Origin of the sequence: Fertoeibacter niger (assembly GCF_009380135.2) — a bacterium.
GTDB classification, from domain to species: Bacteria; Pseudomonadota; Alphaproteobacteria; order Rhodobacterales; family Rhodobacteraceae; genus Fertoeibacter; species Fertoeibacter niger.
The window spans coordinates 123,488-145,673 of record NZ_WHUT02000009.1 but is presented as its reverse complement, the minus strand read 5'-3'; the positions used below and the strand labels follow the sequence as shown (position 1 = coordinate 145,673).

The window sequence follows — 22,186 nt, the reverse complement described above, 5'->3', positions numbered from 1 at the left end:
CGCAATCTGATGCAGGCCCGGCGTTCGCGCGCCGGGCCAACCCACCCCCTGACACCCGGATCTGCCATGCAACCGCACGCCACTGGCGCGGAGCCTTCCGCGCATCCTGACCCCGTGCTGCGGCTGTCAGGCATTTCCAAATCATTTCCCGGTGTGCGCGCGTTGTCCGATGTGGCGCTGGAGCTTTACCCGGGGCAGGTGACGGCGCTGATCGGCGAGAATGGCGCAGGCAAATCCACCATCGTGAAAATCCTGACCGGCATTTACCAGCCCGATGCCGGGGTGATCGAGATCGCGGGCGTCGGCACGCATTTTCCCACGGCACAGGCGGCGGCAAAGGCGGGCGTTACAGCGATCCATCAGGAAACCGTGCTGTTCGACGATCTGTCTGTGGCCGAGAACATCTTTATCGGCCATGCGCCGCGCGGCCGTTTCGGCCTGATCGACCGGGCGGAAATGCTGCGGCAGGCGCGCAGCCTGCTGGCGCGCATCGGGGCCGATCTTGATCCCGCGACCCGCCTGCGCGATCTGGGCATCGCCAGCAAGCATCTGGTCGCCATCGCCCGCGCGCTGTCGATCGACGCGCAGGTTGTCATCATGGATGAACCCACGGCAGCGCTCAGCCACAAGGAAATCCACGAGCTTTATGAACTGGTCGAGCGGCTGAAGGCCGAAGGCAAGGCGATTCTGTTCATCAGCCACAAGTTTGACGAGATCTTCCGCATCGCCGACCGCTACACCGTGTTCCGCGACGGCCAGTTCATCGGGGCCGGGCGCATCGCCGATGTGACCGAGGGCGCGCTGGTGCAGATGATGGTGGGCCGGTCGGTCGATCAGATATTCCCCAAACGTGCGCCCCAGCTTGGCCCGGTGCTGCTGACCGTCGCGGGCTATAGCCACCCGACCGAATTTGCCGACATCAACTTCTCCCTGCGGCAGGGGGAAATTCTGGGCTTTTATGGCCTGATCGGGGCCGGCCGTTCGGAATTCATGCAGGCGCTGTTCGGCATTACCAAGCCGTCCAAGGGAGCCTGCCGGATTGATGACAAGGTGGTGGTCATCCGCTCCACCACCGAGGCGGTGCAGCACGGCATCGTCTATGTGCCCGAGGATCGCGGGCGGCAAGGTGCGGTAAAGGGCCTGCCGATTTTCCAGAACGTCACGCTGCCGTCGCTGGGCCGCACCTCGCGCAACGGTTTCCTGCGGTTGGCCGAGGAGTTTGCCTTGGCGCGGGAATACACGCAGCGGCTGGATCTGCGGGCGGCCAGCCTTGATCAGGATGTGGGCCTGCTATCGGGTGGCAACCAGCAAAAGGTGGTGATCGCCAAATGGCTGTCCACCAAACCGCGCGTCATCATTCTGGACGAACCGACCAAGGGCATCGACATCGGGTCAAAGGCGGCGGTGCATGAATTCATGGCGGAACTGGCGGGGCAGGGGCTGGCGGTGATCATGGTATCATCCGAGATCCCCGAGGTGCTGGGCATGTCTGACCGGGTGATCGTGATGCGCGAAGGGCGGATGGTGGCCGAGCTGACCGGCGACGCGATGACACCCGAGGCTCTGGTGCGCGCCGCCGCAGGCATCCCCGCCGGGGTGGCCGCATGACTCGCCTGTTCGCCTCGCGTGAGGCGTTGCTGGCGGGCGTAATCGCCCTGCTGCTGGTGCTGATCGCCTTTCGCTTTCCGGGGTTTGTCACACCGGCCAATCTGGCGTCGGTATTCAATGACACGGCCCCGCTGATCATTCTCGCATTGGCGCAGATGATCGTGATCCTGACCCGCTGCATTGACCTGTCGGTGGCCGCCAATCTGGCGCTGACCGGCATGGTGGCCGCGATGCTGAACGGCATGGGCGTGCCCTTGGCGCTGATCCTTTGCGGCGTGGTGATGCTGGGCGCAGCAATGGGCGCGGTGAACGGCCTTTTGGTGTGGAAGCTGGATATTCCGCCCATCGTGGTCACCTTGGGCACCATGACCATCTACCGGGGCATCATATTCCTGATCTCCGATGGCAAATGGATCAACGCGCATCAGATGAGCGACGGGTTCAAGGCCCTGCCGCGCATCGCTTTCCTTGGCCTGCCGATGATGAGCTGGATCGCCATTGCCATCACGCTGGGCTTTGCCGTGCTGGTGGGGCGCACCGCCCTTGGCCGCAGCTTCTTTGCCGTGGGGGGCAACCCGCATGCCGCCGTCTATACCGGCATCAACGTGGGGCGCACGCAGTTTGCGGCCTTTGTGATTGCTGGGGCCATGGCGGGGCTGACGGGCTATCTGTGGGTGGCACGCTATGCGGTGGCCTATGTCGACATCGCGGGGGGTTTTGAGCTGGACGTGGTGGCGGCCTGCGTGATCGGCGGGGTATCCATCGCCGGGGGTATGGGGTCGGTCGGCGGTGCGGTTCTGGGCGCGTTGTTTCTGGGCATCATGAAGAACGCGCTGCCGGTGGTGGGCATATCGCCCTTCTGGCAACTGGCCATATCGGGGGCCGCCATCATCATCGCCGTGGCCTTCAACGCGCGCCAGGGCCGGGCCCCCGGCCGCATCATCCTGAAGGAGGCCGCATGACCCCCTCTTACCGCGTGATCCCCGACCGTCTGGTCAGCCCGTTTGCGAAAGCCCTGAAAAGCTGGGAAAGCCTGCTGCTGATCGTGGCGGTGGCGATATTCATCGCCAATGCGCTGGCCTCGCCCTATTTCCTGAACGCGTGGAACCTGTCTGACGCAACCTTCAACTTTACCGAAAAGGCGATGATCGCCTTTGCCATGGCGATGCTGATCATCGCGGGCGAGATTGACCTGTCGGTTGCGGCCATCATCGCGCTGGCCTCGACCATGATGGGGGTGGCGATGACCATGGGGTTCGGCACGCCGGTTCTGGTGCTGGTGGGGCTTGGCACCGGGCTGGCCTGCGGCGCGTTCAACGGCACGATTGTGGCGCGGCTTGGCCTGCCCTCCATCGTCGTGACCATCGGCACGATGAGCCTGTTTCGCGGCATCAGCTATATCATTCTGGGCGATCAGGCTTTCACCGGCTATCCTGCTGATTTTGCGTGGTTCGGGCAGGGTTATGTGGTGTGGGTGATCACGGTGGAGCTGGTGGTCTTTGCCGCCCTCGCCGTGGCTTTCGGCGTGCTCTTGCACCGCACCAGTTTTGGCCGGCAGGTCTATGTGATCGGCAACAACCCGGTCGCGGCGCAGTTTTCCGGCGTCAATGTGGCGCGGGTGAAGTTCATCCTGTTCCTGCTGACCGGGCTGATGGCGGGTGTGGCGGCGGTGTGCCTGACCTCACGACTGGGCTCCACCCGGCCTTCCATTGCTACGGGTTATGAATTGGAGGTGGTGACGATGGTGGTGCTGGGTGGTGTGAACATCCTGGGCGGCTCGGGCACGATTCCCGGCGTGGTGATCGCGGCCTTCGTCATGGGGCTGGTGACGTTCGGCCTTGGCCTGCTGAACGTGCCGGGTATCGTGATGTCGATCTTCATCGGTCTGTTGCTGATCGGGGTCATCGCCCTGCCGCGCCTCTGGGCGATGCGGAGGCGCAGAGCATGACGGAACGTTACGCCTTCAAGATGCACCTTCTGCCGGGGATGGCGGACGAATACCGCCGCCGCCACGATGCGATCTGGCCGGAACTGGTGGCGCTGCTGCGCGACGCAGGTATCAGCGATTACACCATCCATCTGGACCCCGCGACGAACACGCTGTTCGGAATCCTGTCCCGCCCGGCGGATCACGGCATGGCGGCGCTGCCCGCGCATCCGGTGATGCAGCGCTGGTGGGCGCATATGGCCGACATCATGGCGACCCAGCCCGACAATGAGCCCGTGGCCACGCCGCTGGTGCCGCTGTTCCACATGCCATGACGCGGCATGTGGCGGTCATCGACATCGGCAAGACCAACGCCAAGCTGGCGCTGGTAAACCGTGACACGCTGACCGAGATTGACGTGGTCACGCAGCCCAACCGCGTGCGGCCCGGCCCGCCCTATCCGCGTTTCGACACCGAGGGGCATTGGAATTTCGTGTTGGCGGGGCTGCGGGATTTCCACGCACGCCACGGCATAGACGCGATTTCCATTACCACGCACGGCGCCTGTGCGGCGCTCTTGGCGGCGGATGGCACCCTTGCTGCGCCGGTGCTGGATTATGAGCATGACGGGCCGCATGCCACAGCCGCGGCCTATACCGCGCTGCGCCCGGATTTTGCCGAAACCGGATCACCGCGGCTGGCACTGGGGCTCAATCTTGGCGCGCAACTGCACTGGCAGTTCGCGCGTGACCCGGGGCTGCTGGCGCGCACGGCGCAACTGGTGACATGGCCGCAATACTGGGGCCACCGGCTGACCGGGGTGACTGCGACCGATTTGTGTTCACTGGGCTGCCATACCGACCTTTGGAACCCGGCGCAGGGTGCGCTTTCCAGCCTCGTCGGGCGCCTTGGGCTGGCGGGAAAGATCGCCGCGCCGCGCAAACCATCCGACATCCTTGGCCCGATACTGCCTGCGATTGCCGCCGCAACCGGGCTTGTGCCCGGCACCCCCGTTGCCTGTGGCATCCACGATTCCAACGCATCGCTGCTGCCGCATCTGCTGGCCCGGGCCGCGCCCTTTGCCGTGGTGTCCACAGGCACATGGGTGGTCACGATGGCGGTGGGCGGCAGCGCGCCGCCAATGGATGCCGCACGCGATACGCTGATCAATGTCGATGCCTTTGGCGCGCCCGTGCGTTCGGCCCGTTTCATGGGCGGGCGGGAGTATGAGGTGATCCGCCACGGTGAAAGCCCAGCCGCCACCCCAGGCGACATGGCGCAGGTGCTGCGCGACCGCATCATGCTGTTCCCGACGGTGGAGCCTTCCAGCGGGCCATTCCCCGGGCGGCAGGCAGAATGGACCCAGCCCGAACCCCAAGGCGGCGCGCGGATGGCGGCGCTGGCGTTCTATCTGGCGCTGATGACGGCGGAATGTCTGGCGATCACCGGGGCGGACGGGCCGGTGATCGTCGAAGGCCCCTTTGCCCAGAACGAGCTCTATTGCGCCATGCTGGCGGTGGCCACCGGGCGGGCGGTGCAGCGCGCGGGGTCGCAGACCGGCACCAGCATCGGTGCCGCGCTGCTGTTCGGCCCGCCGGCCCGGCCTGTCAAAGTTGACCCTGTGGCCGATCCGCAGCACAGGCCCGCCATGCAGGCCTATGCCGCGGAATGGCGGGGCAGGGTGGGGGCCTGACCCCACACCCGCCAGCCCTCAGCCCAGATGATAGGTTTCGGGCATGCCGTAAACCGGGGTGGCAATCCCCTCCATCCGCGCCTTCAGTTGCAGCGACAGGAATTGCGAATAATGCCGCGACTGGTGCAGGTTGCCGCCGTGAAACCACAGCGCCGGCTGTTTCGTGGGCTTCCACATGTTGCGCTGCTCGCCCACCCAGGGCCCGGGGTCTTTGGTGGTGGCTGACCCAAGCCCCCAGCATTTGCCCACCTTGTCGGCCACATCCTGCCCGATCAGATCCGCCGCCCAGCCGTTCATTGAACCGTATCCGGTGGCATAGACGATCACATCGGCGGGCAGTTCGGTGCCATCCTCCAGCAGCACACCGGTTTCGGTGATCTCCTTCACCTGCCCATGCGCCAGCTTGATCTTGCCGTCGATGATCAGCTGGCTGGCCCCCACGTCAATGTAATAACCCGACCCGCGCCGCAGGTATTTCATGAACAGGCCCGATCCGTCATCGCCCCAGTCCAGCCGGAACCCGGCCTTTTCCAGCCCGGCGTAGAAATCGGCGTCCCTTTCGCGCATCTGGTCATAAAGCGGTATCTGGAACTCATGCAAGATGCGGTAGGGCAGGCTGGCAAAGATCAGGTCGGCCTTGTCGGTGGTCATGCCGCCGCGCACCGCCTGTTCGGAATAAAGCCCGCCCAGACCGATCTCCATCAGGCTGTCGGACCGCACGATATGGGTGGTGGACCGCTGCACCATCGTCACATCCACATCGTTTTCCCACAGTGCCGCGCAGATGTCATGGGCCGAGTTGTTCGACCCGATCACCACCGCGCGCTTGCCCCTGTAGGCGTCGGGGCCGGGGTGTTTGCTGGAATGATGCTGGTCGCCCCTGAAACGGTCCATCCCCGGATAATTCGGCAGGTTCGCCTTGGCCGACATGCCGGTGGCCAGCACAAGCTGCTTTGGCCGCAGCACCACCTCTTGCCCGTCGCGGTCCACCACCACCGTCCATTCGTCCGTCGCCTCGTCAAAGGACGCCTGTTTGCAGGTGGTCCGCGTCCAGTAGTTCAGCTCCATGATCTTGGTATACATTTCCAGCCAGTCGCCGATCTTGTCCTTGGGCGCAAAGACCGGCCAGTTCGGCGGGAAGGGCAGGTAGGGCAGATGGTCATACCAGACCGGATCATGCAGGCAGAGCGATTTGTAGCGGTTGCGCCAGCTGTCACCGGGGCGGTCGTTCTTTTCCAGAATGATGGTGGGCACGTTCAACTGCCGCAGGCGCGCCCCCAGCGCAATGCCGCCCTGCCCGCCGCCGATGATCACCACATAGGGCTGCGTCGCATAGCCCAGATCGCGCGCCTCGGCCTCGCGTTCCTCTTTCCAGCTTGGGCGGTGCTTGCCTGCGCCATGTTTGGCCCCCAGCGGGCGGGCAAAGCCCAGCGGTTCCTCGTGGCCCTTCAGCTCGACCATCGTGGTCAGCAGCGTCCAGATCAGCCCGTTTTTCAGCCGGATCAGCCCATGGCCACGCGCCACCGCCGTCTCGAAGCTGATCCAGGCCGTTGTCACGCCGCCATCCTCGGTGGCCACTTCGCCCTCGGCGATGCGCCAGCCAGAGGGTGCGGTCTGGGCCAGTTGCGCGGCCAGCATCGCGGCAATCGCATCGCGGCCTTCCAGCGTGGCGATGTTCCAGGTGAATGTCACAAGGTCGCGCCAATAGCAGTCATCCTGAAACATTGCGGTCGCGCGGGCGATGTCGCCCGCCTCCAGCGCGGCCCCGAAATCATTCAGGATCGCCGTGACCTGATCGGTCGGCGTGGTATCCAGCATTCTGTCCTCCCTCAGTCTCCCTTGGGCCAGTGTGCGGCAGCGGGGCGGATTGACGAACTGCTTTCCGCGCGGCAAGCGCAGGGGCCACGGCCTACTTTGGTCGCGCTTGGCGTGCAGAATCGCCCCTGCCGTCGGTGAAACTGCCGCAAAAGGCCCATCGTGACCGGCGAAAGGCCCCGGTTCCGAAACCCGCCGATCCGGCGCGTGATGCCTTGCCACTGGCCCCACACCCCCCTATCCCTGCAAGGATGAACACGGAAAGGCTCTGACGTGCCGCAGCGCGCATCTGCTTTGGCCCCGTTCCGGCATCCGGGGTTCCGGGGGCTGTGGTCGGCCACGCTGGTATCCAACTTTGGCGGTCTGGTGCAGGCGGTGGGCGCGGGCTGGATGATGACCACGCTGACCACCTCGCCCGTGATGATCGCGCTGGTGCAGGCGTCAACCACATTGCCGATCATGCTGTTCTCGCTGCCCGCCGGGGCGCTGGCCGACAATTTCGACCGGCGGCGCATCATGTTGCTGGCGCAAGGCTTCATGCTGCTGGCCTCGATCGGGCTTGCCGTCAGTGCCTGGATGGGGCTGCTGACGCCCTGGCTTTTGCTGGGCTTCACCTTTCTGATCGGGCTGGGCACCGCGCTGAACAACCCGTCATGGCAGGCCTCGATGGGAGATCTGGTGCCCAAGGCCGATCTGCCGGCGGCGGTGGCGCTGAATTCGATGGGCTTCAACCTGATGCGCAGCGTGGGCCCCGCCGCAGGTGGGGCCATTGTCGCGGCGGGAGGGGCGGCTGTGGCCTTTGCCATCAATGCGGTCAGCTATCTGCCGTTCATCGTTGCGCTGGCCCGCTGGAAATCTCCGCACATGCCCGGCACATTGCCGCGCGAGGCCTTTGGCGGCGCCATCGCCGCCGGTCTGCGCTATGTCGCCATGTCGCCCAACCTGCTGCGCGTGATGCTGCGGGGGTTCCTGTTCGGCGTGTCGGCCATCTGCGTGCTGGCCCTGCTGCCGCTGGTGGCGCGCGATCAGGTGGGGGGCGGGGCGCAGGCCTATGGCATCTTGCTGGGCTGTTTCGGGCTGGGGGCCATCGGCGGGGCCTTTCTGAACGCCCGCCTGCGCGAGCGGTTCAGCAACGAGCATATCGTGCGCAGCGCCTTCCTGGTGTTCGGGCTGGCGGCGCTGTGTCTGGCGTTCAGCGACAGCCTGTGGCTGGCGGGGCTGTGCCTGCTGCCCGCCGGGGCCGCCTGGGTGCTGTCGCTGTCGCTTTTCAACGTGACGGTGCAGCTTTCCACCCCGCGCTGGGTGGTGGGGCGGGCGTTGGCGCTGTACCAGACCGCCACCTTTGGCGGCATGGCGGCGGGGTCGGCGGTCTGGGGGCAGGTGGCGGATGCCCATGGGGCGGGTGTGGCGCTGATGATCGCCGCCGCCACGCTGGGCCTTGGTGCGCTGGCGGGGCTGTGGCTGGCGCTGCCGGAATTTGGCGCTCTGAACCTCGACCCGCTGAACCGCTTCAGCGAGCCTGCGCTGCGGCTGGACATCCGGGCGCGGTCAGGCCCGATCATGGTGATGGTGGATTACCAGGTGGCGCAGGAAAATGTGCCGGCCTTTCTGGCCGCCATGGCCGACCGGCGGCGCATCCGCATCCGCGACGGGGCCGGGCAATGGGTGCTGCTGCGTGATCTGGAACAGCCCGACCTCTGGACCGAAAGCTATCATGTGGCCACCTGGGCCGAATATGTGCGCCACAACCTGCGGCGCACAAAGGCGGATGCCGTTGTGCATGAGCGTCTGCTGGCGCTGCACATGGGCCCGGAAAAGCCGCGCGTGCACCGGATGATCGAGCGTCAGACCGTGCCCTTGGTCGATGACATGCCGCTGAAACCCTTCCCGGATGTGCCGTGAAATCATCCGCGCGATATGCTAGGGATTGGCGATGACCCGCCATCCCGTCTCTGTTCCGCCCGATGATGACGGCCCCGCCGAGGCCGATCTGTGGTTTCTGCCCGGCCCGCCCGAGGATGACCCTTTGGCCCCGCCGCTGCCGGTGGCCGATCGCAGGCCCCTGCTGGCCCCGCAGGAATGGCGCGCGGCCGAGGCTGCGCAGGCCGCCGGTCTGGCCCGCACCGCCGCGCGGTTCGGCGCGCTGGACGAACGGTTGCGCCGCGCCCCACAGGGCCAGCGCGACCGGTTGGCCCTGCTGGAGGCGGCAGAGTTCAGCTGGTGGTCGGGCGACCGGGTGACGGTTGACAGGCTGGCGCTGTGGGTGGCGCTGCGGCTGGACGGCGTGCAGGATGATGCGCAGGCGCTGGCCCGCGCGGGCTGGGCGCTGCGCCGTCTGGGTGGCGGGCCGGGGCCCGAGGCTGGGCTTGCCGCCTTTCTGGCCAGGCAGGACGGGCTGGGCCGGCAGGATGGGGCCGCGCCCGACTGGCTGGGCGACTGGCAGGATATGGCGGATGCGACCGAAGGCCTGCACCCGGTCAGTGCGGCGGCGCTGGTGTTTCACGGCTGGGCGATGGCGGGCCATGCCGGGGCCGCCGCGCGGATCGAGGCGGCGGTGATCGCGGCACGGCTGGGTGCGGCGGACGGGCGGGGTGGCCTGCCCTTTCTGCCGCTGGCAACGGGCGGCAGTGCCGCCCTGCGCCCCGGCGGAACCCCTGCCGAGCGGCTGGCGCGCTGGTATGGCGGGGTGGAACAGGCCTGTTTCGCCGCCCTGCGGCTGCTGGACCGGTTGGATGACTGGCAGGCGCGGGCAGCCTCGGCCACGGCTGACCTTTCAGGCCGCACACCGCCGCTGCTGATCGCGGCACTGGCGCGCTGGCCGATGGTGTCGGCACCCTTGGCCGAGTCGGAAACCGGCGCATCCCGCGCCGCCGTTCAGCGCAACCTTGACCGGCTGGTGGCGCTGGGGCTGATCCGCGAGGTGACGGGGCAGGGCCGTTTCCGCCTCTGGGCGGCGCGGCTGTAAGGCGTCGCCCGCGTTTTCGCTCTGGCACCCCGGCGGCAAAAGCCGCAAGATGCTGCCAGCCAGTGCGCCAACCCGCCAGCCATCCCCCGCAAATGCCGGAGTATCCCATGCCCCTGTCGCGCACCGACATCGCAACCCCCAAGGCGCAAAGCTATCTGCAACAGCTTTGCAAGCATTTCGGCCACAAGATTCCGGTCGATTTCACCCCCGAGGCGGGCAGCATCAGCTTTCCCTTCGGCACATGCCGCATGACGGCGGATGCCACCACGCTGACCATCACTGTCGAGGCCGGGGCGGATGATCTGGAACGCATGGAAGGCGTGATCCAGTCGCATCTGGAACGCTTCGCCTTCCGCGAGGAACTGGTGTTTGACTGGCAGCGCGAAACCGCCTGAGCGTGGCGGGTGGGGCCGATGCTGCGGCCCCACCCCAAGCCTGCGTCAGAAGTCGAACCTGACCCCCTGCGCCAGCGGCAGCGCGTCGGAATAGTTCACCGTATTGGTCTGCCGCCGCATATAGCCTTTCCAGGCATCCGACCCGCTTTCGCGCCCGCCGCCGGTTTCCTTTTCGCCGCCAAAAGCCCCACCGATTTCGGCCCCCGAAGGCCCGATGTTCACATTGGCAATGCCGCAATCCGACCCGGCGGCATTCAGAAACGCCCCCGCCTCACGCATGTTCAGCGTGAAGATGCAGGATGACAGCCCCTGCGGCACATCGTTTTGCATCGCAATCGCCTGATCCAGCGTGTCATAGCCCATGACATACAGGATCGGCGCAAAGGTTTCCTCGCACACGATCGCCGTTTGCCCCGGCATGTCGGCAATCGCCGGAGTCACATAGGCCCCGCCCGCCACAGCATCCACCGCCACGCCGCCATGCACCGTTCCACCCTCGGCGTGCGCCTGATCCAGCGCCGCCAGCATCGCATCGCGAGCGGCCATGTCCAACAGCGGCCCCACCAGCGTGCCCACCGCGCGCGGATCACCGATGGGCAGGCTGGCATAGGCGCGGGCCAGCTTTTCCACCAGCCCAGCCCGGATCGAATGATGCACGATCAGCCGGCGCAAGGATGTGCAGCGTTGCCCCGCCGTGCCCACCGCAGAAAACACGATGGCCCGCACCGCCATGTCCAGATCGGCCGAAGGCGCCACGATCATCGCGTTGTTGCCGCCCAGTTCGAGGATCGACCGCCCGAAACGTTCCGCCACTTTCGGCCCCACGATCCGCCCCATGCGGGTCGATCCCGTGGCCGACACCACCGGAATATCCCTTGATGTCACCAGCGCATCACCCACCGCAGCACCGCCGATCACCAGTTGCACCAGCCCTTCGGGCGCATCGCCAAACCGGGCCAGCGCGCGCTGCATGATCTTCATCGAGGCCATCGCCGTCAGGGGCGTTTTCTCGGACGGTTTCCAGATCACCGGATCGCCGCAAACCAGCGCCAGCGCCGCGTTCCACGACCAGACCGCCACCGGAAAGTTGAAGGCCGAGATCACCGCCACCGGCCCCACCGGATGCCAGCTTTCCATCATCCGGTGGCCGGGGCGTTCGGATGCAATCGTCAGGCCATACAATTGCCGCGACTGGCCCACCGCGAAATCGCAGATGTCGATCATCTCCTGCACTTCGCCAAGGCCTTCCGAGGTGATCTTGCCCGCCTCCAGCGTGACCAGCGCCCCCAGTTCAGCCTTGGCCTTGCGCAGCTCCTCGCCCAGCAGGCGCACCAGCTCGCCGCGGCGCGGGGCAGGCACCTCGCGCCACGCCCTGAAGGCAACCTGCGACCGGGCAATCACGGCGGGCATGTCACCCAGCGGGGTTTCATGCACATGGGCAATCACCGCGCCGTCAATGGGCGAACGCACGGGCAGCGTGCCGCCGGTGATCTCGGGTGCGGTCAGGTCAAGGGCTGCGAACAGGTCGGTCATGTTGGTCCTTTCAAGGTGTCAGGTCACAAGCCCGCGCTGATCGTCGCGCCCCATGGCGACAAGGATCGGCTGCGCGGCCTGCACGGTCTGGAAATCGGCCTTGCCCTGCATCCCACGCCATTGGCCCAGGATCAAGGATTGCGCCACCGCGCCCCCCAGCGTGGTGCCGGGGCCGGTGACGATGAACAGATCGGGCGCGAAATCGCGCGCGGCCACGATGATGGCACGGGTGAAATCATAGGGTTCCGTCACCTGATGGCCCAAGGTGTAATCCCTCAGCGCGTGGGTGTCGCTGGCATGCGGCCACCAGATCGCACCACGCCCGTCGATCAGCGGCAGGTCGGGCTGGCGGAACAGGGCAGGCGGCAGGGCCGCGCGCCCCTTTTCCGCAACCGGGGCCTGAAGCGCGGTGTGAAACGCGGCATGGTTGGCCAGCCGCATCGGAAAGCGGCCCTCGGGTGGCACGGCAGCCTCGAAATCCGCCAGCCCTTCGGCATTGCCCGCCAGCACCAGCATGCCGCCCAGGTTGATCGACAGGCCCAGCACCCGGCCGGGCCTTTTCCCGATGTCAGCCACCAGCGCCAGCAGCGCATCACGGCGGGACACAGTTGGGGCCCAGTCATCGCCCATGAACGGCTGCACCACCTGCCCGCCGATCAGCGCCTGTTGCATCAGCGTGCCCATGGTGTTGACCACCCGGAACCCGTCATCCGCCGTCAGCGCCCCGCCACAGGCCAGCGCCGAATACCAGCCCATCGAATTGCCGGTGACGGCCACAACCTGCACATCGCGCAGGCTTTGGAAATCCGCCAATGTCGCCGCATAGATCAGCGCGCTGGCATTGTCGCCGCGCGTGTGCCGCGCCACGGAATAGCTGGCGGCCATGTCCAGCGCCGCCAAAGTCTCTTGCCCCAATGCCGCACGCTGCCGGTCAAAGCCCGCAAACAGCGCGGCCTTGTCGGGGTGCAGCCGGGCCAATGACCCCAGTTCGGTTTTCGTATAGGTGCCCCGCCCCGGGCAGATGACCACTGCACGCCTCATGCCTGCACCAGCGCCCTTGCCGCCGCGATGATGCTGTCGCGTGAGGGCATGCTGGCGGCATATGCCGGGCCGGTGGCAATGAAACTGTCCTCTGACGTGACGCGCACCGCCCGGTGCCCCGCCTCGTGCAGCAAGGCCATGATGCCTTCGGCCGGCCCGCCAGAGCGGCGACATTCATCCACCACCAGCACCGCGGCACAGCCCTCTACCGCCGCCAGCATAGCCGCCTCGGGCAAGGGCGACAGCCACCGCAGGTCGATGATGCGCAGGTCGATCCCCGCCGCGCGCAGATCGCCCTCGGCCTGCCGCGACAGGTAATGCCCGTTGCCATAGGTGACAATCGCCAGATCATGCCCCGCGCCTTGCACGCCCACCTCGCCCAACCCGATCCGCCGGTCGGGCGCCGGATAGCGTGTCATCCAGCCGCCATCCTTCTCCGCCAGCAGATCGCGCATCGGATAAAGCGCGATGGGTTCCAGAAACACCACCACGCGCTGCTCCTCGCGTGCCAGCCGCACGCATTCGCGCAGCATCATCGCGGCCTCGGCCCCGGTCGACGGGCAGGCCAGGATCACCCCCGGAATGTCGCGCAGCACCGCCACCGAATTGTCATTGTGGAAATGCCCGCCAAAGCCCTTCTGATAGCCCAGCCCGGCAATCCGCAGCACCATCGGGTTCGAGAACTGCCCGTTCGAGAAAAACGGCAGCGTCGCCGCCTCGCCGCGCAACTGGTCCTCGGCATTGTGCAGATAGGCCAGAAACTGGATCTCGGGCATGGGAATGAATCCGTTATGCGCCATGCCGATGGCCAGCCCCAGAATGCTCTGCTCGTCCAGCAATGTATCAATCACCCGGTCAGGCCCGAACCGCGACTGCACCTTCTGCGTCACGCCATAGACACCACCCTTGCGGCCCACATCCTCGCCCATCATGACAATCTCGCCATGCTCCAGCATCAGATCGGTGATCGCCCAGTTGATGATCCGGCTCATCGGCTGCGGGTCGTCCATCTGCTTCATGTCGCTGCCGAACACGTCGGCCCGCGCCTCGGGCGTCGGGCCGTTGGTCGGCGCACAGGGGCGCTTTGGCGGAATGATCGCCGCCATCACATCCCTGGCTGTTTGCAGGCGGGGCCGCGTGACAGCTTCGGCCGAGATCCGCTCCACCCGCTCCAGCGTTTCGGTATAGATCGCCAGCGCCGCATCGGGGGTCAGTGCCCCCGCCGCATCCAGCAGGCGCACCGAATGCAGCAGCGGGTCTTGCGCCTCTTCGGCCTCCACCTCCTCGCGCGGCAGATAGGTGGTGGGCAGGTCGGCCCCGGCATGGCCGTAAAGCCGGATGGTGCGCAGATGCAGGAAGGCGGGCTTCCTGCGGTGGCGCACCCAGTCGGCGGCCTCCTTGGCCACGGCATATGCGGCATAAAGATCCAGCCCGTCGGCGCTGAAATACCGCAACCCGGGGCGCTGTGCGAAACTGGCGGCAATCCAGCCCTTCGGCGTCTTGGTGGAGATGCCGATGCCATTGTCCTCGCAGATGAACAGCAGGGGCAGGGGGATGGATTGATAGGCCGTCCATGCGGCGGTGTTGAACGCCCCCTGCGCGGTGGAATGGTTGGCCGAGGCATCGCCAAAGGAACAGGCGATGATCGCATCCTCGGGCAAGGCGCGATGTTCCGGCGGGCGGCGCTTTGCCAGCCCGATGGAATAGGCCGCCCCCACCGCCTTTGGCAGGTGCGATGCGATGGTCGAGGTCTGCGGCGGGATCATCAGCGCGCGTGACCCCAGCACCTTGTGCCGCCCGCCCGAAATCGGGTCTTCGGATGACGCGGCAAAGGACAAGAGCATATCCCAGGCAATCGACTGCCCGGGCACCTGCGCGGCCCGTGCAATCTGGAACGCCGCATCGCGGTAGTGCAGAAACGCCATGTCGCTGGGCCGCAAGGCATGCGCCACCGCCGCCATCCCCTCATGCCCTGACGAGCCGATGGTGTAAAACCCTTGCCCTGCTTTCTGCATCGCCCGGCTGGTCCGGTCCAGTGCGCGGCTCAGGCATTGCGCGCGAAGCAGCGCCACCGCCTCGGCAGGGCTCAACCCGGGCGCGGGCGCGGCACCCCTAGGAAAGTCACGCGCAGCCACCCGGGCAAGAAAACTCTCATGAACGATCAGTGAACGGGGCATCGACCCTCCCAAGGGCAGCAGTCAGGGGGGGCACGGGCAGCCACCCCCCGCATTTTCTGTCGTCAAGTATCCCCGCCGGAGGCCTCCACAGCGGCCACCAGCGCCCGCTTTGCCGGTTGTTCCATGGCAATGCCGGCCGAGCGGGGCTCGATGCCCCCGAGGGCGGCACCCCCGGCTGGCGTCGCTGGCCTTCGGCGAGGATATTTCGGCCAAGATGAAAGCCAGTGGGTTTCTGTGTCAGAAAAACGCCTGCAACCCGGTGATGGCACGCCCCAGGATCAGCGCATGCACATCATGCGTGCCCTCATAGGTGTTCACCGTCTCCAGGTTCACCATGTGGCGCATGATCTGGTAATCCTCCTGAATGCCGTTGCCGCCATGCATGTCGCGGGCGTGGCGCGCGGCCTCCAGCGCCTTGCCGCAGTTGTTGCGCTTGATGATGGAAATCATCTCAGGCGCGGCATTCGCCTCATCCAGCAACCGGCCCACCCGCAGGCTGGCTTGCAGGCCAAGGCTGATGTCGGTCATCATGTTGGCCAGTTTCAACTGGTATAGCTGGGTCTGCGCCAGGGGTTTGCCGAACTGCTTGCGATCAAGGCCATACTGGCGCGCGGCCTGCATGCAGAATTCGGCCGCCCCCAGCACCCCCCAGGAAATGCCATAGCGCGCCCGGTTCAGGCAGCCGAACGGGCCTTTCAGCCCCTCCACCCCCGGCAGCAGCGCATCCTCGCCCACGGCCACATCGCTCATCACGATCTCGCCGGTGATCGAGGCGCGCAGGCTCAGCTTGCCCGCGATCTTGGGCGTCGTCAGGCCCGCCATACCCTTTTCCAGCACGAAACCGCGGATCTTGCCGCCATGCGCCTCGGATTTCGCCCAGACCACGAAGACATCGGCGATGGGCGAATTGGATATCCACATCTTTGCGCCGTTCAGCACATAGCCATCGGCGGTTTTCCGGGCCACTGTCTTCATCCCCGCAGGGTCGGACCCCGCGTCGGGCTCTGTCAGGCCGAAACAGCCGATCAGCGTGCCCGCCGCCAGCCCCGGCAGGTATTTGCGGCGCTGCGCTTCGGACCCATAGGCATAGATCGGATACATCACCAGGCTGGATTGCACCGACATCATCGAACGATAGCCGCTGTCCACCCGCTCCACCTCACGCGCGATCAGGCCGTAAGCGACGTAGGATGCGCCCAGCCCGCCATAGGCCTCGGGCACCGTCACGCCCAAAAGACCCATGCTGCCCATTTCGGCAAAGATGCCGGGATCGGTCGATTCCTCGCGGTAGGCCTGCGTCACCCGGGGTTGCAGCTTTTCCTGCGCATAGGCCCGCGCGCCGTCGCGCAGCATGCGTTCCTCTTCCGACAGCTGATCTTCCAGCCGGAACGGGTCAGTCCAGTCGAAACGGCCAAGGTCGGGGGCGTCTTTGGGCGAAAGGGCTTGGTCTTTCATGGCTTCCTCGGTTCTGCGGGCGCGCATCGGGCGATGGCTGCATATATCGCTTTCGTCAGCGGCAGAATAACCCTATTTTTGCACCAGATCATGCAGGAAACGCATATATGGCCTTTGCCCGCCGCTATCTGCCATCGCTGAGCCTGTTGCAGGCCTTCGAGGCGGTCATCCGCACCGGCAGCACCGTCGCCGCCGCGCGCGAGCTGAACCTGACCCAAGGCACCGTCAGCCGCCTGGTGCAAAGCCTGGAGGCGCAGCTTGGCACGCCGCTGTTTCTGCGCCAGCGCAAGCGGCTGCATCCGACAGATGCCGCGCTGGCCTATGCCGAGGATATCCGCCGCGGGCTGGATGCCATCGGGCGCGCCACGCTGCGCCTGACCGCCAGCCCGGGTGGTGGCACGCTGGCGCTGGCGATCCTGCCCACTTTCGGCACGCATTGGCTGGCCCCGCGCCTGCCCGGGTTTCTGAAGCAGAACCCCGGTATCACCATTAATCTGGCCACCCGGCTGCGCCCTTTCGATTTCGAGGCCGAGGGTTTTGATGCGGCGATCCATTTCGGTGGCCCCACCTGGCCCCGTGCCGAACATCTGACGCTGTTTCATGAACGGGTCATCGCCGTATGCTCGCCGGAGTTTCTGGCCCGGCATGCGGTGGCGCGGGCGGGCGATCTGCCGGGCCTGCCGTTGCTGCAACTCGAAACCCGGCCGCAGGCCTGGCAGGTCTGGCTGGACCACCACGGGGCAGCGGGCAGCGCCCCGCGCGGCATGGTCTTTGACCAGTTCGCAACGATGATGCAGGCGGCGATCCACGGCATAGGCGTAGCCCTGCTGCCCGCCTTTCTGGCCGGTCCGGCGCTGGCTGACGGCATCCTGGTGCGGGCCTTCGGCGATGCGGTGCCGGGTGGCGGCAGCTACCATCTGGTCTGGCCCGAGGGTCGTGGAGACCCCGCGCCCCTGGCGGCGTTCCGTGACTGGCTGGCGGCAGAATGCGCGGGGTTGTAGACGTTACCAGCGCAACGCACGGGCACCGGCGCGGCGGCCGATCTCGCCCGCGATCACCACGCCAAGGCCATACCAGATAACAAAGAACAACGGACTATCCTCGGGGCAGTGCAGCGCATAGACGGCCGCCGCCAGCCCGCCCGCCGCCAGCCCGGCCATGCGCCCCGTGCGCGCGGGGTCAAGACTGGCACCCTGCCGCAACGCGGCCAGCAGAACGGCCATGGGCAGCAGCGCCAGCAACGGTATGGTCAACAGACAGACAGGGATGCTGGGGCCGGTGGCTGCCGCCAGCCAGCCGGAGGGCGGTGTCTGCGCCAGCGTCACCGCCAGCAGCGCCACCACCAGCAGTGCCAGCAGGGCAGGCAATGTCGACCCCGGCGCGGGGGCCAGAGGGCGGGACAGGCGCAGCGCGGCCAGCAGCGCCGCAGCCGCTATCGCCAGAGGCAGCAGCGCCTTGCCCAGCACGGGCGAGGCCAGCACCGCCCACAGCCCGTCGCGCAAGCCCAGCGACAGGGCCAGTGCGCCAATCATCGCCAGCCCCGCCACAGGCAGGCCGGGCAGCAGCCAGCGCCATAGCCGCAGGCGCAGCCCCGGCCCCGTGGGGGCATCTGCGGCAAGGGTGGCAATCAGGGCTTCGGTCGTCATTCCATCATCCTTTCGCGCAACCGGGCCAGCCGTTTCAGCGCACGGTGCAGGGCCACGCGCACGGCCCCTTCGGTCATCTCCAGCCGCGTGCCGGTTTCGCGGATCGTGGCACCCTCCAGCCCGATGGCGCGCACGATGTCGGCCGACCGGGCATCCAATGCAGCGATCATCGTCAGCACGTCGCGGCGCTGCGCCGGGTCCACGGCGTCTTCCGCCACCAGCACATCGTTGAACTGCTCCAGCGGAATCGTCATCCGCCGCCCCCGCGCGCGGAAGGCATCCACCACCTTGTAGCGGGCCAGCGCATTCAGCCAGGGGCGCAGCGGTTCATCCTCGCGCCAGGTGTGGCGCTTCAGATGGATGGCCAGCAGCACATCCTGCAGGATGTCCTCGCAGGTTTCCGGCCCCAGATCGGCCCCCCTTGCCCGGATCACGCTCCGCAGCACGGGGGCCAGGGCCCGCAGCAATGCGGCATAGGCCACGGCATCGCCCTGGTTGGCCGCCCGCATCAACGTGGCCCATTGCTGTTCGGTGCCATGTGGCCCGCTGCTGTTTCCCGTGCTTTGGCCTGCGCCCTGCACGCCTGCTCCCTGTTCCGGTTCTGTCACTTGCAGTCCTTACGTTTCGGCGGGGCGGATTGTTACGCTGCGGGTGGCTTTTGACGAAAGTGTGTGGCTCTGGCGGGCAGGCTAGCACCCGGCGGCGTGGCTGGGTAGGGGCCGGGTTGCCGCCGATTGACCCTCCGTCATCCAACCCAAGGTGGAACCGCGCGGGGGCCGGGGCGTTTGTCCGGCATGCGAAGAACGACGCATCAAGCTGAAATATCAAGGAGAATACCCGTGAAACAGCTTTTGCTTTCCACCATGATCGTGGGTGCCACCTCGGTGGCTGCCCTGGCGCAAACCACCCCCACGCCGCCAGCGACAGAGCCCGAGATGACCCAGCCCGCCACACCGGCAGAACCCATGACCGACGAGCCAATGACCGACACGGCACCGGCCGAGGAAATGGCACCGGCGGAAGAAATGGCCCCTGCGGAAGAAATGGCGCCGGCCGATGGCATGGCCCCCGCCGACACGATGGCGACCGATGGCGCAGCCACCATGCCGTTGCCCGAGGGTTTCGTGCCTGCTGGCCCGGAATACATGACCGCCGAGGCGCTGGTGGGTGCCCGGGTGCATGACGCCAATGACGAATGGATCGGATCGGTATCCGATCTGGTGCTGGATGCGAATGGCCAGGTGACCAGCGCGATCGTCGATGTGGGCGGCTTTCTGGGCATCGGTGCCAAACCGGTGGCGCTGAACCTGCCGGACATGCAGGTGGTGCGCGCTGCCGAGGGTGACGAACTGCGGATCTATGTCTCGCTGACCCAGGAGGCGCTGGAACAACTGCCGACCTACGAAGGCTGAATGGCTCAGGCCTGACAATCGAAAGGGCCCGCAACCTGCGGGCCCTTTCTGCATGGCAAAGTCCCGGTCACGGCACAGGGGCGATGGCGGCGGCGACACGCCCCGGGGCCATGACAACAAAAAGGCCGCAGCGCTGCTGCGGCCATCACGCTGCCAAGGCAACAACGGCGTGTCAGAACGGGGGCCTGTCGCGAAAGCTGCGCCCGATCACGGTGATCAGGAACAACGCGAGGAACACCACGAAGATGATCTTCGCTATTGCCATCGAGGTTCCGGCAACGGTCCCGAAGCCAAAGCTGGCTGCCAACAGAGCGATGACGAGAAAGGTCAGGGACCATCCCAGCATGCCAGTCTCCTTTGCTGTCTTTGTCAATTTGTAACAGGGCAACGTTCCGCCGCTGCCAATTGTTCCCCCCCCGCCGGGGCTGGCCGGCCCGCTTGGCCCCCTTTGTCACGCCGGGGCTGAAATTTGCCGCGTCAGGGAACCGGCGTGCGGCCAGCCGCGTTTCTGGGGCGAAGACTGACGGCCGGGCAAGCTTCCCGGCACGCTTGCGCGGAAGGGCAAACAGATGATGGAACTGTCGATGTTCGAACTCAGCGGCTTTGGCGGGATGATCGTGCTTGTCCTCGATCTGTGGGCGCTGGTGTCGATCATCGGATCATCCGCCTCGACCGGGCGCAAGGTGCTGTGGTCGCTTCTGGTCATCCTGCTGCCTGTGCTGGGCTTCATTCTGTGGCTGCTGTTCGGCCCGCGCGCCGTGTCGCGCCGGATCTGAACCGCCTTCCTGTTGAAAGGGACATTTCGATGAACAAACCGATGAACACCGTCACCCGCAAGACCGCCGCCGCGCGTGGCAAAGCCCGTCAGGCGTTGGATGATGCCGCAGATGAGGCGCTTGATACCGCCGAACGCGTGGCCTCCAGCGCGCAGCGCGGCCTGTCGCGGGCGCGCAAGGCCGCTGCCGACCGCAGTGCTGAACTGGCCGAAGACCTGGATGATCTGGCCGACGATGCAGGCAGTTATGCCCGCCGCGCGGCGCATGGCCTGTCGGACAAGGCCCGCGAACTGAGCGATGGTCTGCGCGGCGGGCGCCTGCCTGCGATGATCGACGATGCACAGGCCTTTGCCCGCCGCAATCCGGTGGTCGTGCTGGCCGGCGCGGTGGTGCTGGGCCTCTTGCTCAGCCGCGCCGCCGCCCCCCGCAACGGACGGACGCCGCGCGCATGACCGACCGCCCGCAGGGCCAGCCGTCCGACCTTGCCGAAGTGCTGCGTCTGGGCACGGCACTGGTGCAGGATGAACTGGCGCTGGCCCGCGCCGAGCTGGCGGCCAATCTGCGGGGCGCCCTGATCGGTGCGGGGCTGATCGTGGCCGCAACGCTGCTGCTGCTGGTGGGCCTGATCCTGCTGGCCGATGCGGCGGTGCTGGCGGTGATCGTGGCCGGTGTGCCGCCGCTTTATGCCCCGCTGGTGGTGGGGCTGGTAACTATTTGTCTGGCCGGGCTTTTGCTCTGGCGCGGTCTGGCCGCGCTCAATCCTGCCCGTCTGGTTCCGAGCCGTGCTGCGGCGCAGTTGCGCCGCGATGCCCAAATTTTGAAGGAGATGATCTCGCATGACCCGCAAGCGTAGCACCCGGTCGATCGAGGACGATCTTGACCGCAACCGTGAAAAACTGGCCTCGGCCTTTGACAGCCTGCTCAGCCGTTCCACCGTCGATCTGTTGACGCGCGAGGCGCTTGGCCTGCTGCGGTCCAATGCCGATGTCTACCGGCAGGTGGCGACCAATGCCGTGCGCCGCAACCCGCTGGCCGTGGCGGTCGCGGGTATCGGCCTTGCCTGGCTGGTGCTGGGTCGGGGCAGCCGGACCGATGACGATGCCGAAGATCTGGTGGAAGAGGTGCGCAGCACCCGCCGCCGCGCTGCCCGCGTGGTGGACGAGGCGGAACTGGTCGCCGAAGGCCGCTGGTCTGAAGGGGTAGACAAGCTGCGCCGCGCCGCATCGGCCCGCCTGCGCAAGCTGGAAGAAGAAGCGCGCGAGACCTATGACGGCCTGCGCGACGACCTGTCAGACAGCGCCGCCGATGCCCGCGATTACATGGGAGAACGCGCGGCGGTTCTGGCCGATCTGGCCGAGGATCTGCGCGAGCGTTTTGCCCACGGGCTTGATGATCTGTCCAGCGCCGCCCGCTCCCGCATCATCGCCGCCCGGGAAGAGGCCTACGCCGCCCGCCTGCGCGCCGAAGAGGCGTTGGGCCGGGGTGGCCGCGAGGCCAAGCGCATGGTTGAAGATCACCCGATGGTGGCCGGTGCCGTGGCGCTTGCCCTGGGTGCCGCGCTGGGTGCTGTGCTCAGCCGCCGTTCGGCAGCCACCGATGCGGATGACGCGGATCTGGACGAAGACGATCTGGATGATGTCGAGGATGATGATTTCCCCGAAAGCCTGGAAGAGGCGCAGCAGCGCTGGCGCGACCGCAAGGCATCGCGCGGGCGGCGTGCCCGGGCCTGATCCTGTGTGAACG

Annotated in this window: 22 protein-coding genes; 14 read left to right on the top strand and 8 right to left on the bottom strand. The window is 66.6% G+C overall.

What is annotated here, in order from left to right:
• Positions 1-66: 66 nt before the first annotated feature.
• The 5 genes from GEU84_RS15530 to GEU84_RS15510 are packed head-to-tail and all read left to right on the top strand — an operon-like array spanning position 67 to position 5,228.
• A complete protein-coding gene (locus GEU84_RS15530; RefSeq protein WP_152827488.1) occupies positions 67-1,608 on the top strand; it encodes a sugar ABC transporter ATP-binding protein in 1,542 nt (513 codons plus the stop codon).
• Positions 1,605-2,570: an ABC transporter permease gene (locus GEU84_RS15525; protein ID WP_152827490.1), complete on the top strand. Its 966-nt coding sequence runs from the start codon at positions 1,605-1,607 to the stop codon at positions 2,568-2,570. Before GEU84_RS15530 ends, GEU84_RS15525 begins: the two co-directional genes overlap by 4 nt.
• Positions 2,567-3,556 carry an ABC transporter permease gene (locus GEU84_RS15520; protein WP_152827492.1) on the top strand — a complete coding sequence of 330 codons (990 nt, stop codon included), beginning with the start codon at positions 2,567-2,569 and terminating at the stop codon, positions 3,554-3,556. Before GEU84_RS15525 ends, GEU84_RS15520 begins: the two co-directional genes overlap by 4 nt.
• Positions 3,553-3,870 (top strand): L-rhamnose mutarotase, encoded by a 318-nt coding sequence (locus GEU84_RS15515; RefSeq protein ID WP_152827494.1) that lies wholly within the window; start codon positions 3,553-3,555, stop codon positions 3,868-3,870. Before GEU84_RS15520 ends, GEU84_RS15515 begins: the two co-directional genes overlap by 4 nt.
• On the top strand, positions 3,867-5,228 hold the full coding sequence (locus GEU84_RS15510; RefSeq protein ID WP_152827496.1) for an FGGY-family carbohydrate kinase: 1,362 nt from the start codon (positions 3,867-3,869) through the stop codon (positions 5,226-5,228). Before GEU84_RS15515 ends, GEU84_RS15510 begins: the two co-directional genes overlap by 4 nt.
• Before the next feature lie 18 nt (positions 5,229-5,246).
• On the opposite strand, the gene GEU84_RS15505 is transcribed toward GEU84_RS15510, so the two are convergent.
• Entirely contained in the window at positions 5,247-7,046 is a 1,800-nt protein-coding gene (locus GEU84_RS15505) for a flavin-containing monooxygenase (protein ID WP_152827498.1), read from the bottom strand.
• Positions 7,047-7,316: 270 nt separating this feature from the next.
• Between GEU84_RS15505 and GEU84_RS15500 the strand changes: the two genes are divergently transcribed.
• The 3 genes from GEU84_RS15500 to GEU84_RS15490 all read left to right on the top strand — a co-directional run bounded on the left by GEU84_RS15500 (position 7,317) and on the right by GEU84_RS15490 (position 10,403).
• Positions 7,317-8,945, top strand: coding sequence for an MFS transporter (locus GEU84_RS15500; RefSeq protein WP_174539914.1), 1,629 nt, complete (start codon positions 7,317-7,319; stop codon positions 8,943-8,945).
• Positions 8,946-8,976: 31 nt separating this feature from the next.
• Positions 8,977-10,008, top strand: coding sequence for a helix-turn-helix domain-containing protein (locus tag GEU84_RS15495; RefSeq protein ID WP_152827500.1), 1,032 nt, complete (start codon positions 8,977-8,979; stop codon positions 10,006-10,008).
• Between the two features lie 107 nt (positions 10,009-10,115).
• Positions 10,116-10,403, top strand: a complete 288-nt coding sequence (locus GEU84_RS15490) for a DUF2218 domain-containing protein (protein WP_152827502.1) — start codon at positions 10,116-10,118, stop codon at positions 10,401-10,403.
• 45 nt (positions 10,404-10,448) lie between these two features.
• Here the strand turns inward: GEU84_RS15490 and amaB are convergent, their stop codons facing one another.
• The 4 genes from amaB to GEU84_RS15470 all read right to left on the bottom strand — a co-directional run bounded on the left by amaB (position 10,449) and on the right by GEU84_RS15470 (position 16,609).
• Complete coding sequence (gene amaB, locus GEU84_RS15485; RefSeq protein WP_152827504.1) at positions 10,449-11,936, bottom strand: L-piperidine-6-carboxylate dehydrogenase; 1,488 nt, start codon at positions 11,934-11,936, stop codon at positions 10,449-10,451.
• A gap of 18 nt (positions 11,937-11,954) precedes the next feature.
• Entirely contained in the window at positions 11,955-12,977 is a 1,023-nt protein-coding gene (locus tag GEU84_RS15480; protein ID WP_152827506.1) for an ACP S-malonyltransferase, read from the bottom strand.
• Positions 12,974-15,154, bottom strand: coding sequence for a thiamine pyrophosphate-dependent enzyme (locus GEU84_RS15475; protein ID WP_152827508.1), 2,181 nt, complete (start codon positions 15,152-15,154; stop codon positions 12,974-12,976). Before GEU84_RS15475 ends, GEU84_RS15480 begins: the two co-directional genes overlap by 4 nt.
• A 237-nt stretch (positions 15,155-15,391) precedes the next feature.
• Complete coding sequence (locus tag GEU84_RS15470) at positions 15,392-16,609, bottom strand: acyl-CoA dehydrogenase (protein ID WP_152827510.1); 1,218 nt, start codon at positions 16,607-16,609, stop codon at positions 15,392-15,394.
• A gap of 107 nt (positions 16,610-16,716) precedes the next feature.
• Here GEU84_RS15470 and GEU84_RS15465 point away from each other — a divergent pair, with 107 nt between their 5' ends.
• On the top strand, positions 16,717-17,610 hold the full coding sequence (locus GEU84_RS15465; protein WP_152827512.1) for a LysR family transcriptional regulator: 894 nt from the start codon (positions 16,717-16,719) through the stop codon (positions 17,608-17,610).
• Between the two features lie 3 nt (positions 17,611-17,613).
• Here the strand turns inward: GEU84_RS15465 and GEU84_RS15460 are convergent, their stop codons facing one another.
• Entirely contained in the window at positions 17,614-18,255 is a 642-nt protein-coding gene (locus GEU84_RS15460; protein ID WP_152827515.1) for an NrsF family protein, read from the bottom strand.
• Positions 18,252-18,863 carry a sigma-70 family RNA polymerase sigma factor gene (locus GEU84_RS15455; protein ID WP_338144816.1) on the bottom strand — a complete coding sequence of 204 codons (612 nt, stop codon included), beginning with the start codon at positions 18,861-18,863 and terminating at the stop codon, positions 18,252-18,254. Before GEU84_RS15455 ends, GEU84_RS15460 begins: the two co-directional genes overlap by 4 nt.
• A 231-nt stretch (positions 18,864-19,094) precedes the next feature.
• Here GEU84_RS15455 and GEU84_RS21475 point away from each other — a divergent pair, with 231 nt between their 5' ends.
• On the top strand, positions 19,095-19,667 hold the full coding sequence (locus tag GEU84_RS21475; RefSeq protein ID WP_174539913.1) for a PRC-barrel domain-containing protein: 573 nt from the start codon (positions 19,095-19,097) through the stop codon (positions 19,665-19,667).
• 172 nt (positions 19,668-19,839) lie between these two features.
• Here GEU84_RS21475 and GEU84_RS15445 read toward each other — a convergent pair whose 3' ends face one another.
• Positions 19,840-20,013 (bottom strand): DUF1328 domain-containing protein, encoded by a 174-nt coding sequence (locus tag GEU84_RS15445; protein WP_152827521.1) that lies wholly within the window; start codon positions 20,011-20,013, stop codon positions 19,840-19,842.
• Between the two features lie 226 nt (positions 20,014-20,239).
• Between GEU84_RS15445 and GEU84_RS15440 the strand changes: the two genes are divergently transcribed.
• The 4 genes from GEU84_RS15440 to GEU84_RS15425 are packed head-to-tail and all read left to right on the top strand — an operon-like array spanning position 20,240 to position 22,173.
• A complete protein-coding gene (locus tag GEU84_RS15440; RefSeq protein WP_152827786.1) occupies positions 20,240-20,443 on the top strand; it encodes a PLD nuclease N-terminal domain-containing protein in 204 nt (67 codons plus the stop codon).
• Positions 20,444-20,472: 29 nt separating this feature from the next.
• Positions 20,473-20,895 (top strand): hypothetical protein, encoded by a 423-nt coding sequence (locus GEU84_RS15435; RefSeq protein WP_152827523.1) that lies wholly within the window; start codon positions 20,473-20,475, stop codon positions 20,893-20,895.
• Positions 20,892-21,296, top strand: coding sequence for a phage holin family protein (locus GEU84_RS15430; RefSeq protein ID WP_152827525.1), 405 nt, complete (start codon positions 20,892-20,894; stop codon positions 21,294-21,296). Before GEU84_RS15435 ends, GEU84_RS15430 begins: the two co-directional genes overlap by 4 nt.
• Positions 21,280-22,173 (top strand): hypothetical protein, encoded by an 894-nt coding sequence (locus GEU84_RS15425; RefSeq protein WP_152827527.1) that lies wholly within the window; start codon positions 21,280-21,282, stop codon positions 22,171-22,173. Before GEU84_RS15430 ends, GEU84_RS15425 begins: the two co-directional genes overlap by 17 nt.
• The last annotated feature ends 13 nt before the right edge of the window (positions 22,174-22,186 follow it).